Source organism: Duncaniella sp. C9 (assembly GCF_004803935.1).
Taxonomy (GTDB): domain Bacteria; phylum Bacteroidota; class Bacteroidia; order Bacteroidales; family Muribaculaceae; genus Duncaniella; species Duncaniella muris.
This window is the reverse complement of the sequence record NZ_CP039547.1, coordinates 2,507,664-2,522,145: the sequence shown is the minus strand read 5'-3', so window position 1 is coordinate 2,522,145 and position 14,482 is coordinate 2,507,664. Positions and strand designations below refer to the sequence as shown.

The window sequence follows — 14,482 nt, the reverse complement described above, 5'->3', positions numbered from 1 at the left end:
TTCTAAACAATTTCTGAGATTTTGACTCCTGGATAGGAGACCGTTCCCAAATTCGATATTAAGCAACTGCGATGAGTGGCTTATCAGCTGCAAAATTAGTCAAAATATCCAATTTGCTCTTTCATTCGGCTGCCCTTTTGCGTATATTTATAAAAATACCTAACTTTGAAAATATTTTGATAATTCAATATGTCAGTTCTCACAAATAATCTCAGCCGTCAGATCAAATCACTTGATGAGCGGAAACACCGTCGGCGCGAGCAGGCCTTCAAAGCAGAAGGTTCCAAATGCGTACTCGACACACTTCCGTTTTTTAACGTGCGTCATCTGTTTGCTACCAAAGACTGGCTGGCTGCAAACAGGCGTGACTGCAGAGAGCTTTCTGGTTCGGTTATAGTAGAATGTGCCGGATCAGAAATTGCAAAAATGTCAAGCCTTGTCACTCCGACAGAGGTAATTGCGGTTTATGATATTCCAGAGTCGCATCTGGGGAATGGAATCGCGCAGAAAAATCTTGTCCTTGCTCTTGACGGCATACAGGATCCCGGAAATCTCGGTACTATCATACGTGTTTCCGACTGGTTCGGCATACGCGACATATTATGCGGGACAGGGACTGTTGACTGTTACAGTCCGAAAGTGATACAGGCTACAATGGGGTCGATATCAAGGGTCAGACTTCATTATGGCGATCTCACTGAAATGATCGTGGCAAGTGGCGCTATGCGTGTATATGGCACATTTCTGAACGGTGACAGCATCAGCGATGCCAAGCTGACAGATACAGGAGTCATTGTCATAGGGAATGAAGGCAACGGAATTTCGGCTGAGGTGGAAAAATCTGTTACAGACCGCCTGTTGATACCATCATATCCGGAAGGCGAGCCGACAGGAGAATCTCTGAATGCGGCTATAGCCACAGCCATCACTCTGGCTAAGTTTAGAGGAATTTGAAAATCTGACACTAAAACATCAGGGGCTTGTCACTGGCCTCTTAAGCAATAGTTTATAATTGATGAAAGGTAATAAGACAGCGTGGTTCTGCACAAGTTGTGGCGCCGAATCGTCAAAATGGCAGGGAAAATGTCCGGCTTGCGGCGAATGGAACACTATGGTAGAGGAGCGGATAGTGTCAGATGACAAAAAATCGCGATCACTCACTCCTGTCAGGCTGAAACAGACAAGAACAAAGCCTCAGCTGATTCATGAGATAGAAACCAGCGATGAGGCCCGCATCAAAATGCCGAGTGGAGAGCTTAACCGTGTTCTCGGCGGCGGTCTGGTGCCCGGAAGCCTCGTGCTTATAGGTGGAGAGCCGGGAATAGGGAAATCCACGCTTGTACTTCAGAACATACTTTCGATACGCTCCAGAAAAGTCTTATATATTTCCGGTGAGGAAAGTGCAAAACAGTTAAAAATGCGGGCAGACCGTATAGGCCGTCCGAATGACAATGTATATATAGTCTGTGAGACTTCTCTTGAGAATATAAAGGATCACATTGAAGATGTTGATCCAGGACTTGTGGTGGTCGATTCGATACAAACAATAGCCTCTGACGCTATAGAGTCAGTAGCCGGAAGTGTCTCTCAGGTAAGGGAATGTGCCGCCCAACTGCTGAAATACGCAAAAGAAACTTCCGTTCCGGTATTGCTGATAGGGCATATAACCAAGGAAGGCAGCATTGCAGGCCCGAAAGTGCTTGAGCACATTGTCGATGCTGTGCTACAGTTCGAAGGAGACCGCCAGAATATATACCGAATTCTGAGGTCCATTAAAAACCGTTTCGGATCTACAGCCGAGTTAGGCGTCTATGAGATGTGTCAGCGAGGACTCAGAGAAGTATCCAACCCCTCGGAAATGTTCCTTTCGCAGAATGACGAGGAACTCTCCGGAATATCTATCGGGGTGACGATGGAAGGTGTCAGAGCATTTCTTATCGAGGTGCAGGCATTGGTCAGTACTGCGGCCTACGGCACTCCGCAGCGCTCGGTGACAGGCTTCGACTCCAAACGCATGAATATGCTCTTGGCTGTGCTTGAAAAACGGGTCGGGTTCAAGCTTGCGGCAAAGGATGTCTTTCTCAATATTGCAGGTGGTCTGAAAGTCAACGATCCATCGCTGGATCTCGCTGTCATCTGTGCGATTCTTTCTTCCAATGTAGATATAACCATCCCGAACCGTATCTGTATGGCTGGCGAAGTCGGGCTGTCCGGAGAAGTTCGTCCGGTCAGCCGCATCGAACAGCGAATACGCGAAGCTGAAAAACTTGGGATGGAAACGATTATAATTCCACGCAATAATCTCAAAGGCATCGACACTTCAGGACTTGGCATCAGGATTGTTGAAGTGGCAAAGGTAGAGGAGGCTTTCAGAACTCTCTTTGCATAAACAAATCAAGAAAGAGCATGTTATGCTATTAAAGCGTTACAACTATATCCATATGAAAATGACAAATTTAAGATGTATATTTTTTAGTTTATCCGCTGTTGCCGGTGCTTCATTTGTTTCAGCCCAGACGGTGGAGCATATCAAATATGGAGATTTCTCCAACTGGGTTACCCGCCACATACACGAATCGGCTGTGATAGGCGGACATGACAAGACTATATATGAGATAGGCCCGACACAGACAATCGAGGGCAACAAACCCTATTCAAATCTTGGCGGCTCGCCGTGGGCCACGAGCAATGTCTATGCTAAAGTGTCAGGCGTTGTCAAAACTTCTAATGCGGTTTATCCTGCGGATCGTTCGGCTAAAAACAAATGCGCGAAACTCTGCACTCAGATCGAGAAAGTGAAAGTGCTCGGTCTGATCAACATGGATGTTATGGTTGCCGGCTCGATGTTTCTTGGTAAAATGTTTGAACCGGTTACATCAACAAAAAATCCATATTCGAAAATGGAAATGGGCATACCGTTTTCCAAACAGCCTAAATCACTGGTCTTTGACTATAAAGTAGACATGCCGAATGTCAACTATCGTGTAAAGTCTACAGGATTCAGCTCAAAAAAGCAACTTCCGGGACATGACAATGCCGTGGTATTTGTGTTTCTTCAGCGCCGTTGGGAAGATTCAGACGGCAATATCCATGCAAAACGGGTGGCAACAGGAGGAGAACATTTCTCAAAGACTGCTTCCTGGACAAACGGGCATCGTCTTCAGCTGACCTATGGAGATTTAAGTTCAAAAGGTCCCGTGCCTGATTATCTGCAACTGCGTAGCGGCGATGACCGCTATTATGCCCGTAACTCAAAGGGGAAAATGGTCCCGGTCACTGAAGAAGGATGGGATTCCGCCAATGCGACCCCGACACATATCATAGTCATGTTTTCTGCCGGTAGCGGAGAACCCTATGTCGGCACTGAGGGGCTGACATTATATGTGGATAATGTCGGTTTTGGATATTGAGCATCGATATGTTCCGGTTTAAAGAATTTTCGATCGATGATTCTGAATGTGCGATGAAAGTCGGCACTGACGGAGTGCTTCTTGGAAGCTGGGCTGATGTCGAAGGCGCAATGAATATCGTTGACGCCGGATGTGGCTCCGGTCTGATCTCCCTGATGATGGCCCAGCGCGCTCCACAAGCGAGAATCTATGGAGTGGATATTGACAGAGATGCTGTTAAGTGCTGCCAGTCCAACGTGGATTCTTCACAGTGGAAAAATAGGATCGAAGTTTTTCAAAACGACATAACATCTTTTTTCCCTGACAAAGCCTCGTCACCGTTACTGATTGTGTCGAACCCCCCGTTTTTCAATGAACCATTGAGATCTCCTGATACTATCAGAGCGCTTGCAAGGCATGGAGAAGAATTCGGGATAGAATCGCTGCTAAGCCTTGGAGCACAGCATCTTGTGATGCCTGGAGACTCGATGGCTTTCATTTCGCCTTATGGCAGAAAAGATGAGATTGAATGGCTTCTTTCATGTAATCGCCTTGCATCCCGACGGATGACGTCAGTGTTTTCGAAAAGAGGCAAAAAGGCATTGCGAATCTTATGGCAGGTCATGCCGGAAAGATATATGAACACACGGTGTGTTACTGAAAATCTATATATCCGCAATGAGGACAATGAATATTCAACTGCTTATAAGCTTCTGACATATCCTTTTTATCTTGATAAATAAACTAAAATCGTTTTACATTATGCTGCCACAACTTCGGTTCAAACCGGCTGAACGTTTCCTGCTATTTTTCATCGTGCTTGCGGCCTGTGCCTTGGCTGGATCTCTGATAGTTGGGTTTGTGGTTCATAACGGGCCTACTACAAAAGCTCTAAGACTGGCCACTGTCATCCAGGACTGTATCATATTCATCCTCCCGTCTTTGATGACCGCAGTATTGATTTCCTCGTTGCCGGCAAATTTCCTGAAAATTGAGTCAGCACCTTCCATAAAGCTATTGATATTGGCCGTGACAGCTATGCTGGTTTCAATTCCGCTGATGAACTGGATCGTTATGATGAATGACAGTCTTGTGTTACCCGAAAGTCTTTCCGGATTAGAGAGTTGGATGCGGCTTCACGAAAATGAAGCCCGTGCCTCAGTGAAAATGCTTCTGGGTGATGGCTCTGTAAGTTCATTGATCATTGACTTGCTTATAGTCGGAATATTGGCAGGATTAAGCGAAGAAATTTTATTTAGAGGAACTTTGCAACAGTTATTTTTGTCATCAAGACTTAACATACATCTGTCGATCTGGATTACAGCGATCATATTCAGTGCCATCCATATGCAGTTTTTCGGTTTTGTTCCGCGACTATTGCTTGGAGCCTATTTCGGCTATCTGTTGTGGTGGAGCCGGTCTTTGTGGTTGCCGGTTATAATACATGCCTTTAACAACTCAATAGTGGTCTATTCCACATGGAAGTCCGGTGAAATCTCAGAGGGTGGGGGAGACAGCTCGATTGATCAATGGGGGCTTGATTCGCCGATGCTCATATTGGCTTCGGCAATATTGACCGTCTTCATTATATTCCGTTTGCATAGAGAGCAGAAGTCTGCGGTCATCCAGAGAGTTAAATAGTGCTAAATTAACTTCATCGAATTGATTGATGTCGAAATAAATATTAATTTTGACAATAAATAATTGTAGAAATTATCTTAACCTAACTTACTGAAATACTCCACTCGTCGGTAAATGGCTCTTATTCCCAATTGCCGACGAAAATTTTTGTAAGTTAAGTAATTCAAACAAACACAGATGGCAAGAAAGAAGAAAGATCTGCCGCTTTTAAGCGGTGTTGAAATACTGGATGTGGCGGCGGAAGGCAATTCCATCGCGCGGGTTGACGAAATGGTTGTGTTCATACCGTTCGGTGCTCCCGGAGATATCGCTGATGTGAAGATTGACCGTAAAAAGCGTAGTTATGCGGAGGGACATATCGAACGTCTGACACAGCCCTCTCCAATACGAGTCGAGGCAAAATGCGAACACTTCACTCTATGCGGAGGGTGCCGATGGCAGCATCTGCCATATGAATTCCAGCTCAAATGCAAGCAAAAGCAGGTTGAGGACGCTCTTCAGCGCATAGCCAAGATTCCATATCCGGAACTGACTCCTATTTTGGGATCAGAAGAAATCTGGGAATACCGGAATAAAATGGAGTACACATTCTCAAACAAAAAGTGGCTCACATTCGATCAATTGCGTTCAGGAGAGGAGTTCCCGGAGCGCCGGGCAGCAGGATTCCATATATCAGGCGCCTTCGACAAGGTATTGGATATAAACAAATGTCATCTGCAGGATGATCTCGGTAACCGGTTGAGACTTTTTGTCAAGAAATTTGGCATGGACAATGACTATTCCTTCTATGACCTAAGGGAGCAGCATGGCCTGTTACGTACGTTGATGATACGTATTGCATCTACCGGAGAAGTAATGGCTGTAATGGTATTCGGCGAAAACGATGAAGAAAAAATCGGGACATTGCTATCAGCTGTAGCCGCTGAGTTCCCGGAAATCACATCGCTGCTCTATGTCGTCAACACAAAAGTCAATGACACGATCTCAGATCAGGCCATTCACCTTTATCGCGGTAAGGAATATATTGAAGAGGAGATGGAGGGTCTTAGATTCAGAGTAGGCCCCAAGTCATTCTATCAGACAAATTCACGGCAGGCCTACAGGCTTTACAGCGTGGCCCGTGATTTCGCCAAACTGACCGGAAACGAGCTGGTCTATGACCTTTATACCGGAACCGGTACAATTGCCTGCTTTGTTGCCCGCAATGCCAGGCATGTAGTCGGTATCGAATATGTCCCTGAGGCCATTGACGATGCTAAAATAAATGCCGGCATCAACGGGTTGGACAATACGGAATTCTATGCCGGCGATATGAAAAATGTATTGACATCAGACTTCATAGCTGAACACGGACATCCTGATGTGATGATTGTCGATCCTCCAAGAGCCGGCATGCACGATGATGTGGTCAAAGTAATTTTGGAAGCCGAGCCAAAGCGGATAGTCTATGTCAGCTGCAATCCGGCTACCCAAGCCCGTGATCTGGCATTGCTCCATGAGAAGTATGATATTGAGGCAGTACAGCCGGTAGACATGTTCCCGCACACCCAGCATGTGGAGAATGTAGCCGCACTTACATTAAGGAATCAATGACGTATACAGTAAAAGAGCGCCCGCTGCATCACGCAGTGGAGCGCTCGAAATTATAATCATCAATTCTAATTATCGGTATTCGTTTTCTCAAACTCATCTTCTGAAAATCTGATCGGGCTCACGTTATGCCCGATTCTGGATTGTATATCAGGAGGTGATAACTGCCAATTGATTTGGAATAAGGGAAATAGCGGTAATTTTAAATTCAGAAAAGGATAAGAAATGGTTGTGTCTTCAAATGACTCAGCAGAAATGCATGTTTGGTTGTTGTTTCATGTATATGTATTTGAGAAGTCTTAATTCTGTTAACGTTCAGGAGTTATTTTTCGTTTTCGATGCAAATTTAATATGATAATAGCTCATATACAAGCAACTTAACAAAAGAGCATAGCATTTAACCAACACCGGGCTTAGAATGCGTGAAAATGATGTTTATTTGCTAAAAATAGTGTTAACAGGATTTGAATTTTGGATTTCTTGCATAATTGAAGCGATTTGTCTACCTTTGTCGTGGTTGATATATGGTTGTATTATTTTAAAATTTTCTGTCGGAACCAATGTCTTCAATCAAGACAAATATAATCCTTAATGGCCTTAATACTATTACCGGAATTGTTTTTCCTGTCATTACTTTTCCATATGCGGCAAGAGTGCTGCTGCCGGAAGGGATAGGGACTGTTAACTTTTTGAACTCAATAATATTATATATAATTCTATTTTCAACCCTCGGAATTCCGGCATATGCCGTCAGGGAAGTGGCAAAACACCGCGACAATAAGTCCTTACGAGATAAATTTGTGGTTGAAATTCTGTCGTTGAGCCTTATGCTGTGCATGTGCGCTTATGTGGCTGTATTCTTAATGGCGAGATTCATACCTCAGATTCATAGCAACCAGACGCTATTTTATATACTCAGTCTGTCGATATTTTTCACCTCCATCGGATCGGAATGGTTCTATCAGGGCATTGAAGATTTTAAATTTATAACCATACGTGCAATCGCTATCAGAACCTTGGCGGCATTGTCGCTGTTTGCCTTTGTCAGATCATCATCCGATCTGATAGCTTACGGTTTTGTTATGGTCGGTACAACTGTCGGCAACTATATCGCAAACTTTATTCATCTTAGAAAATATATATCAGTCAAAGACATCGAGTTTAAAGATTTGCAGATTATCAGCCATCTTCGCCCGGCGCTAAAAATCTTTGCTTTATATCTGATCACAAGCCTATACTTACTGCTGAACTCAGTCATGCTCGGATTCATTAGCGGAGACGAAGCTGTAGGCTTTTTTACTGCCGGAAATAAAATATCCAATATCTGTCTCACTCTGATCACATCATTGGGTACAGTGCTATTGCCGCGTTGCTCCCACCTTATAAAATCCGGTGATATGGAAAGTTTTTCATCGGTCATAAACAAGTCTCTCAATCTGACAATGACTCTCGCATTGCCGATTACTGTCGGGCTTATGCTGCTTGCCGGCCCAATAACTATGATATTCTGCGGGCCCGAATTTTCAGAGTCTATACCCGTGCTGTATATCTCAGCACCGATAATCGTATTTATCAGCCTTACCAACCTGATGGGAATTCAGATACTTTATCCGATGGATAAAGTCAAACTTCTGATTATTGGGGCCAGTGGAGGGGCGATTATGAATATTTGTCTCAATATCATACTCATGCCGCCGTTGGGGGCTAAAGGTGCGGCAATCGCCACATTTGCCGCTGAATTGTCTATACTGGTTATTCAGATAGTGTTAGGACGGTTATATTATCCGTTCAAAATCTCAGAGCTGATTAAATGGAAAGTGATAACAGCCACCACGGTTATGGGCATTGCAATATATCTCAGCCAGACATTCCCGATGTCAGATCTCGGACGATTGATTATAGGATTTAGTGTTGGAATCACCGTGTATGGTGTGACATTATGGATACTTAAAGATCAGATGCTTTTTGAAATAATAGATTTAATCAAAAGCAAAATCTCAGGTCATTGATATGAACGAGAGTTTTTATAGTTAGACCTTTAATTCCACACATATCAAGAAAAAGTCTGGAGTCTTGAAATGAATCAGAAATAAATATATGCCCATAATCACTATTATGTAAAATTGTTTTACGCGTTTTTTTTGATCTTGAGCAGGATGCTTAAATTGAGCCGTTTTTACTCCTCTCCTTTTTCATTCTGCCTTTGCAACGATTAATAAGAACAACAGCCGCTACGTTGTTTTCAAATTGACCGGTAGCGACTGTTGTTTTGCCATTTTACTTTTTCTTATTTGTAACCAATAGTTTCTTTAGTTTTGCGGGAGTCAGGGTCTCAGGATATTCTGAAAAGTTCAACCGCAAGGTACAACCTTCACGATAACGGCTACATCCGAAAGCGGTGTTACCTTTTATCAAATTACCTTGGCCACAAAGCGGACATTCGATCTGTTCAAATTTGCGGACGCTGGGAGTGCGAGGTTTGCGTGGCTTGTCTCCTCCCTTGCTTTTTGCCGGTTCTGAGTCGCCTCCTTTGTTCTTGCCTTTGCTTTCAACCTCAATCTGAATTTTAGATCGTGTGTTGTCACTTAGAACACTAATAACAATCTGATTTATAAGCGTTTTAAGTTCATTGATAAACTCAGTGGCAGAATATTCGCCACGTTCAATGCGTCGCAATTTATTTTCCCACAGGCCGGTAAGCTTGGCGCTTTTGAGTAGTTCCTCATTGATAGTCTCAATTAGCTCAATCCCGGCTTGCGAGGCCATTATTGACTTGCGGTTCCTATAAATGTATCTTCGCTTAAATAATGTTTCAATTATTGCCGCACGGGTAGATGGACGTCCAATACCATTTTCTTTCATGGCTTCACGTAATGTTTCATCATCTACCGTTTTACCGGCAGACTCCATTGCCCGCAAAAGGGTTCCTTCGGTATAATATTTTGGAGGTTGGGTTGTTTTCTGCTGCAATGCCGGTTCATGAGGGCCGCTCTCCCCTACTTTGAATTCAGGTAAAATTCTATCATCAGAAGTGTCATCTTTAGATTCTTCTGCAGGAGTGTCATCATACAGTTTCCGCCATCCGGCATCTTCGATCACTTTTCCGGTAGCCTTGAAGCCATGCTTTCCAACAGTAGCGCTTACAGTTGTACTGAGAAAACGACAATCGGGATAGAATGCAGCGATAAAGCGCAATGCGATCAGATGATAAAGCTGTCGCTCATTGCCGATCAGCACTGCCGGTGACTGACCTGTGGGGATTATGGCATGGTGATCCGTAACTTTTGAGTTGTCAAAGACTTTTTTACTCTTAGGCAGCTTTGATGTGAGCAATGATTCAGTCAATGCTGCATAAGGAGTCATGTTCCGTAGAATACCCGGAACTTTCGGGTATATGTCTTCAGAAAGGTATGTGGTGTCTACTCGCGGATAAGTAGTTACTTTCTTTTCATATAGAGACTGTATCAGTCGCAGAGTCTCGTCTGCCGTCCATCCCCATTTTTTATTACACTCAACCTGCAACGATGTCAGGTCAAAAAGTCTTGGAGGGGCTTCCCTACCCTTTTTCTCCTGTATGTCATTGATTACCAGCGGAGACTGACGTATTTCATCCAATGTTGCTGTTGCTTCGTCCGGAGAGTGAAAACGTCCGGCTGTGGCATTGAACGTAGCTCCGCGATACAAAGTTTTGAGTTCCCAGTAATCTTCCGGTTTGAAATTCTGAATTTCGAAATGGCGCTGGACAATCAGGGCCAGTGTAGGTGTCTGTACTCGTCCGATTGACAATACATTGCCCGGTGATGAATATTTCAAAGAATACAAACGTGTGCCGTTCATACCAAGCAGCCAGTCTCCGATTGCGCGTGAAAGGCCGGCATGATATAGATTATTGAATTCCGATTCCGGTTTCAGATGTGCAAAACCTTCGCGTATGGCATCATCGGTAAGTGATGAAATCCAAAGCCGCTTGACCGGACATTTGATCGATGCTTTCTGCATCACCCACCGCTGGATGAGCTCTCCTTCCTGCCCGGCATCACCGCAGTTGATCACTTCGTCAGCTTCGGCAATCAGATTTTCTATTACACGAAACTGGCGTTCTATACCGGAATCATTGATAACCTTGATCCCAAACCGAGCCGGGATCATGGGCAACATACCAAGAGACCATCTTTTCCATCTCTCTTCATAATCCCCCGGCTCTTTAAGGGTACACAGATGGCCGAAAGTCCAGGTCACTTTATAGTTTCCTCCTTCGTAATAACCCTCCTTGCGGGTATTGGCGCCGAGTATTGCGGCGATATCTTTTGCTACACTTGGTTTCTCAGTTATGCAGAGTATCATTTACGGTGCAACGATTTCTTCTTGACGGTGGTGGTTGACGGACCATGTACTGTCATGAAAAGAATCTGAATTTCAGAAGTGTTCTTGAGTGCCGGGAAGTCAATTTCCACAGGTATCTGCCCATTGTCCTCCCATTGGAAATAGCGCTGGAAATCCACTCCATCGATATCTGTTGAAGTCACAGCGGAACCGAGACATGTCAGACTTACTCCGTCAATACGGTTTGAAGTGTGGGGACGTCCTATCAGCTTGCCATATACACGTGTGAGATCCGAGCGGTAGTCAATGCTGTCCGCTTGGAACGACAATGTGCTATCAGACGCAGACTCATAGTCTTTGACTATTTTTGCCTCTGAACAAAAACTGATGGCAGCCATTATTGCCGCAGAAATAAAAAATCTTTTCATGATGAATGGTAGTGCAAATTTAGTGAGAATTATTTGTTCTGACAACCTTTGAGGTTTGATTAACTGCCCGTCAGATAAGTCTGAAGACAACTGATCGATGGGTTCACAGCTATGATTTTACCCTGAGGATTAATGAGATATGATGCAAATCCGTGATTCAGCCGATAGTCAGCTTCGAGGTTTTTCATTTTTGCATCAGTGATGTGAAACTGCGTACTGGCTTCCAGATTATCTTTCTTAACGACTTCTTTGAAAAACTTCGGATCTGAATCGGTATTGACCGAAAGGATAGTAAAAGGTTCGGTATATGTCTTGTTTCTGAAATAACGGTCATATTCGCCGGCTGCTATACGAGAGACTGCATTCTCGCTATCCCAGAAATTGACCAGCACATATTTTCCGCGCAATTGGCTCAGTGAGACTTCCACGGAATCATTGACAAGCATTTCTATTTCCGGGGCGGTATAGCCTTTTTCCGCCTTCATCACGCGTTCGGAATAGGCGGATATCAGCAAAACTATCGCTGCGAAGAAAGCTATGTAGCTAAAAATCTTTTTCATAAAAAAGAGTTTGAAAAGTCCTTATCTATAAAGACAATTCAAACTCTTAAAAGTTCTACCACTTAGAGGTTGTTTAAAAACAATAGTTAAAATCTGAACGAAAGTTTTGGGCGCCTATGACTCTTCGTCTCAGTCACATAGCTCGCTATGCTCCTCCTTCATTTGCATCAATTTATCTAAAAGATACACCACTCAGATTTTAACTATTGGTTTTAAACAACCTCTTAATATATATCCTTTCAGAACGGATAGCCTATGGCCAGATGGAAGGCCAGAGACTTTTTAAACGACTCCATATTGTAATAACCCCTCTTGCCGGTGTCATACGGGGCATGGATTCCAATTCCAAGATCACCTCGGATAACCAGCATCGAGATGTCAAAGCGCAGACCTACACCAGTTCCCAATGCAAGATCTTTAAAAAAAGTTTTGGCCCGCAATTGTCCGCCGGGGCGGGAAGGCTCATTTTTGAGAGTCCATACATTGCCTGCATCAAGGAATACCGCACCATGAAGCGGTCCAAGTATGGGAAAACGGTATTCAGTATTGGCGATGAAAGTAAACGTACCGGTCTGGTCAAAATAGCCGTTGATCTGATCTGCAGGCGCACGGTATGAGCCGGGACCAATCGAACGGACGGTGAATGCCCGTACCGAATTGGCTCCACCACAGTAGAATTGCTCGCTATAAGGCACCTGAGATGAATTGCCGTAGGCGTATGCGGCTCCAGAGCCAAGACGGCTGACAAGCCAGTGGTTTCCGCCAAGACGCCTTCCATATACTACCTGCGCATATCCTTTTACAAATTGGGAGAATGGCGTTCTGAAAAGTGTTTTCTCGCCCTTTTTGCCACATAGCTCATAGATTGACCAGAATACATTTCCGGCCTCCTGTAGCGTAAACTGCACGTTGATGGTATTCTTGCGCATAGTGCGGTCATACACAAAGCTATAGGACATCTGTGGTATGTATTGACTTTGGAAACTCAAAGCAATCGCCGGATTGGCATTCATTATCGAATCAAAAACCGGGGTTGTATGCTGCAACTTATTATATGTGAGTTTAAACAGCGTGAAAGTATTGGAGATATACTTGGACGACTGCCAGTCATAAGATAAGCCGGCATTGAACTGGCTGAGTTTGAAATAGTGCGGTCTGTTAAGCAGATCTGCGCCTAATGATATTTTAGTCCAGCTCAACTCTCTGCGTGATCGAGGAATGAATCTTGGCGCAAGCAAACGCGGGAACGCCAGCGTGGCATTCAGGCCTATCTCATAGGAATTGAACACTGAATTGTGTCTGCCCGATCCTGTCTGCCACTCGTATGCGCCGGTCAAAGAAACCGTCAGCAATTCACCGCCGCCGAAGAGATTGCGGTTTGTAAGACCCAATGTGACACCCGGTCCAAGATAAGAATTCGATTTTGAAGACACATTTGCTTCTACAGAGGCTTCGAGAGGCTTATCGTAGGTGCATTCAATTACGACATTGAGCAGATTGTCATTCTTTCGAAGTGTATCCGGGATGACATTTATGTTGATATTGTTGAATATGCCGAGCCGAGCCAGTCGGGTTTGTGTAGCATTCATCTGCCTTACGGAGAATGTGCGCCCTTCACGGAATGCGATGCATGATGGAATCAGCCCGTCTCGAAGCCTTGACGGGAGATAGCGGATCAGAGTTCCCTTGGCAGTTTCTGTAGTATCAGGTATCCCTCCTCCCCTATTCCTATATATATAGGTGGTGATATCTCCTGTCCGGTAACGGTTCAGTGCCATCGGCGGAAGATTGTCGGCAATGTCAAGTTTGAGCGCTATGTTGCCTTTGTTTATCGTACTGTCCGCAAGATACTGTATATAGTCCGGGCGAAAGAAATAATAGCCTCTGTTGCGGACAGCATTGGCTATGTCTACACGCAACGCTGCAAGAGAATCCGTTGAATAGCGAGAACCGAGCTGGAAATATTTCGACTTTCGAGCCACAGAATCAATAATATGATTCAACAATACAGTATCAGGCAATAATACTATGGAATCGATCATATATGGCCTGCCGGCCTCAATCTTGTAAAGTATCGAGGCCTTTTTCTTATTCCGTTTCTGAACAAGCTCATAAGAAGATGTCCCGGAGAAATAGCCATTATTGTCCAGGATCTGGTCAAGCATATGCACTCTGACTTCAGGGCGCACATCTGCCACCAGGACAGGTTCTGAAGCAAGTTTTTCATAAATCCAGTGCTTAAGCCCTTGGGGAGGATTCGGCCAATTATTGTAGACCCAAAGGCCAAGAGGGAACGGATACCGGACCGATGCTGATCCTAAAAGAGCGTTGTTCGGTTTCACAGAAACAGCCTCTGTTAGAGAAGACCGTACATCAGCCGGAAACTTCTGTTTGTCAGGAGTCTTGATTTCTACGCCCTTGAGTCCGGTGTAGAGTATATCATCCTTGCCAAGCCTCTTTGTTGTCGAGCAGCCTGACAGAAGCACGGATGCGATTGCCATTAAGATCAGTATTTTTTTCAAAGCCTGCTGTTTTTAGAGTTATTATACAA

At 44.4% G+C, this 14,482-nt stretch carries 11 protein-coding genes; 7 read left to right on the top strand and 4 right to left on the bottom strand.

Annotated elements, in window-relative coordinates; genetic code table 11:
• Window positions 1-189 precede the first annotated feature (189 nt).
• From E7745_RS10600 to E7745_RS10570, 7 genes are all read left to right on the top strand, one after another.
• Window positions 190-954 carry an RNA methyltransferase gene (locus E7745_RS10600; RefSeq protein ID WP_123399860.1) on the top strand — a complete coding sequence of 255 codons (765 nt, stop codon included), beginning with the start codon at window positions 190-192 and terminating at the stop codon, window positions 952-954.
• A gap of 61 nt (window positions 955-1,015) precedes the next feature.
• On the top strand, window positions 1,016-2,389 hold the full coding sequence (radA, locus tag E7745_RS10595; RefSeq protein ID WP_136408809.1) for a DNA repair protein RadA: 1,374 nt from the start codon (window positions 1,016-1,018) through the stop codon (window positions 2,387-2,389).
• 130 nt (window positions 2,390-2,519) lie between these two features.
• Window positions 2,520-3,410, top strand: a complete 891-nt coding sequence (locus E7745_RS10590; RefSeq protein ID WP_240740295.1) for a PCMD domain-containing protein — start codon at window positions 2,520-2,522, stop codon at window positions 3,408-3,410.
• A gap of 8 nt (window positions 3,411-3,418) precedes the next feature.
• Window positions 3,419-4,132, top strand: coding sequence for a tRNA1(Val) (adenine(37)-N6)-methyltransferase (locus E7745_RS10585; protein ID WP_136408807.1), 714 nt, complete (start codon window positions 3,419-3,421; stop codon window positions 4,130-4,132).
• 19 nt (window positions 4,133-4,151) lie between these two features.
• Window positions 4,152-5,030, top strand: a complete 879-nt coding sequence (locus E7745_RS10580; protein ID WP_136408806.1) for a CPBP family intramembrane glutamic endopeptidase — start codon at window positions 4,152-4,154, stop codon at window positions 5,028-5,030.
• A 177-nt stretch (window positions 5,031-5,207) separates the two neighbouring features.
• Entirely contained in the window at window positions 5,208-6,623 is a 1,416-nt protein-coding gene (rlmD, locus tag E7745_RS10575) for a 23S rRNA (uracil(1939)-C(5))-methyltransferase RlmD (protein ID WP_107031421.1), read from the top strand.
• A gap of 557 nt (window positions 6,624-7,180) precedes the next feature.
• Window positions 7,181-8,629: a flippase gene (locus E7745_RS10570; protein ID WP_124075599.1), complete on the top strand. Its 1,449-nt coding sequence runs from the start codon at window positions 7,181-7,183 to the stop codon at window positions 8,627-8,629.
• Between the two features lie 268 nt (window positions 8,630-8,897).
• Here the strand turns inward: E7745_RS10570 and E7745_RS10565 are convergent, their stop codons facing one another.
• From E7745_RS10565 to E7745_RS10550, 4 genes are all read right to left on the bottom strand, one after another.
• On the bottom strand, window positions 8,898-10,964 hold the full coding sequence (locus E7745_RS10565; protein WP_107031423.1) for a DNA topoisomerase 3: 2,067 nt from the start codon (window positions 10,962-10,964) through the stop codon (window positions 8,898-8,900).
• Window positions 10,961-11,371 (bottom strand): hypothetical protein, encoded by a 411-nt coding sequence (locus tag E7745_RS10560; RefSeq protein ID WP_124075598.1) that lies wholly within the window; start codon window positions 11,369-11,371, stop codon window positions 10,961-10,963. Before E7745_RS10560 ends, E7745_RS10565 begins: the two co-directional genes overlap by 4 nt.
• A 59-nt stretch (window positions 11,372-11,430) precedes the next feature.
• Window positions 11,431-11,931, bottom strand: coding sequence for a thioredoxin-like domain-containing protein (locus tag E7745_RS10555; protein WP_107031425.1), 501 nt, complete (start codon window positions 11,929-11,931; stop codon window positions 11,431-11,433).
• Between the two features lie 239 nt (window positions 11,932-12,170).
• Window positions 12,171-14,432: a BamA/TamA family outer membrane protein gene (locus E7745_RS10550; protein WP_136408805.1), complete on the bottom strand. Its 2,262-nt coding sequence runs from the start codon at window positions 14,430-14,432 to the stop codon at window positions 12,171-12,173.
• Window positions 14,433-14,482: the final 50 nt, after the last annotated feature.

Coding starts and splice junctions, on each gene's coding strand:
- E7745_RS10560 (WP_124075598.1), bottom strand. CDS start 11,371: ATGAAAAGATTTTTTATTTCTGCGGCAATAATGGCTGCCATCAGTTTT.
- E7745_RS10555 (WP_107031425.1), bottom strand. CDS start 11,931: ATGAAAAAGATTTTTAGCTACATAGCTTTCTTCGCAGCGATAGTTTTG.
- E7745_RS10580 (WP_136408806.1), top strand. CDS start 4,152: ATGCTGCCACAACTTCGGTTCAAACCGGCTGAACGTTTCCTGCTATTT.
- E7745_RS10565 (WP_107031423.1), bottom strand. CDS start 10,964: ATGATACTCTGCATAACTGAGAAACCAAGTGTAGCAAAAGATATCGCC.
- E7745_RS10570 (WP_124075599.1), top strand. CDS start 7,181: ATGTCTTCAATCAAGACAAATATAATCCTTAATGGCCTTAATACTATT.
- E7745_RS10585 (WP_136408807.1), top strand. CDS start 3,419: ATGTTCCGGTTTAAAGAATTTTCGATCGATGATTCTGAATGTGCGATG.
- rlmD (WP_107031421.1), top strand. CDS start 5,208: ATGGCAAGAAAGAAGAAAGATCTGCCGCTTTTAAGCGGTGTTGAAATA.
- radA (WP_136408809.1), top strand. CDS start 1,016: ATGAAAGGTAATAAGACAGCGTGGTTCTGCACAAGTTGTGGCGCCGAA.
- E7745_RS10600 (WP_123399860.1), top strand. CDS start 190: ATGTCAGTTCTCACAAATAATCTCAGCCGTCAGATCAAATCACTTGAT.
- E7745_RS10550 (WP_136408805.1), bottom strand. CDS start 14,432: ATGGCAATCGCATCCGTGCTTCTGTCAGGCTGCTCGACAACAAAGAGG.